We start from the raw sequence: 298 nt of genomic DNA on the forward strand, positions 1-298 counted from the left end.
ACGACTCCCAAGAGCTTTGATATTGACACCTTCGGTGGCACTTTCACGAGAAGATGCACGTGGTCTGCTTGGACATTTAGCTCTACCATCCTGCAACGAAGCTGACTGCAATACACCTGAATGCAGTTGTACACTTCCTGTGCAACCGGCCCCTTCAGTACTCTATAGCGGTACTTGGGAACCCAAACAATGTGGTATTGGTAATGCCACAGAACATGCGTTAGCTTTTCAAAACGGCTCATGTTATTTCCTTTCGTTCGAATTGTGGGGACAACTCGAACCTAGGAGTAACATGGGT

1 protein-coding gene is annotated in these 298 nt (G+C 47.3%); it reads right to left on the reverse strand.

Annotation, left to right across the window (positions count from 1 at the left end):
• Positions 1-242, reverse strand: a 242-nt coding sequence (gene tnpA / locus Q1A48_RS21535; RefSeq protein ID WP_299948939.1) for an IS200/IS605 family transposase, incomplete at its 3' end; no start/stop codon positions are given.
• Positions 243-298: the final 56 nt, after the last annotated feature.

It is taken from the genome of uncultured Microbulbifer sp., assembly GCF_947489355.1.
GTDB lineage: Bacteria > Pseudomonadota > Gammaproteobacteria > Pseudomonadales > Cellvibrionaceae > Microbulbifer.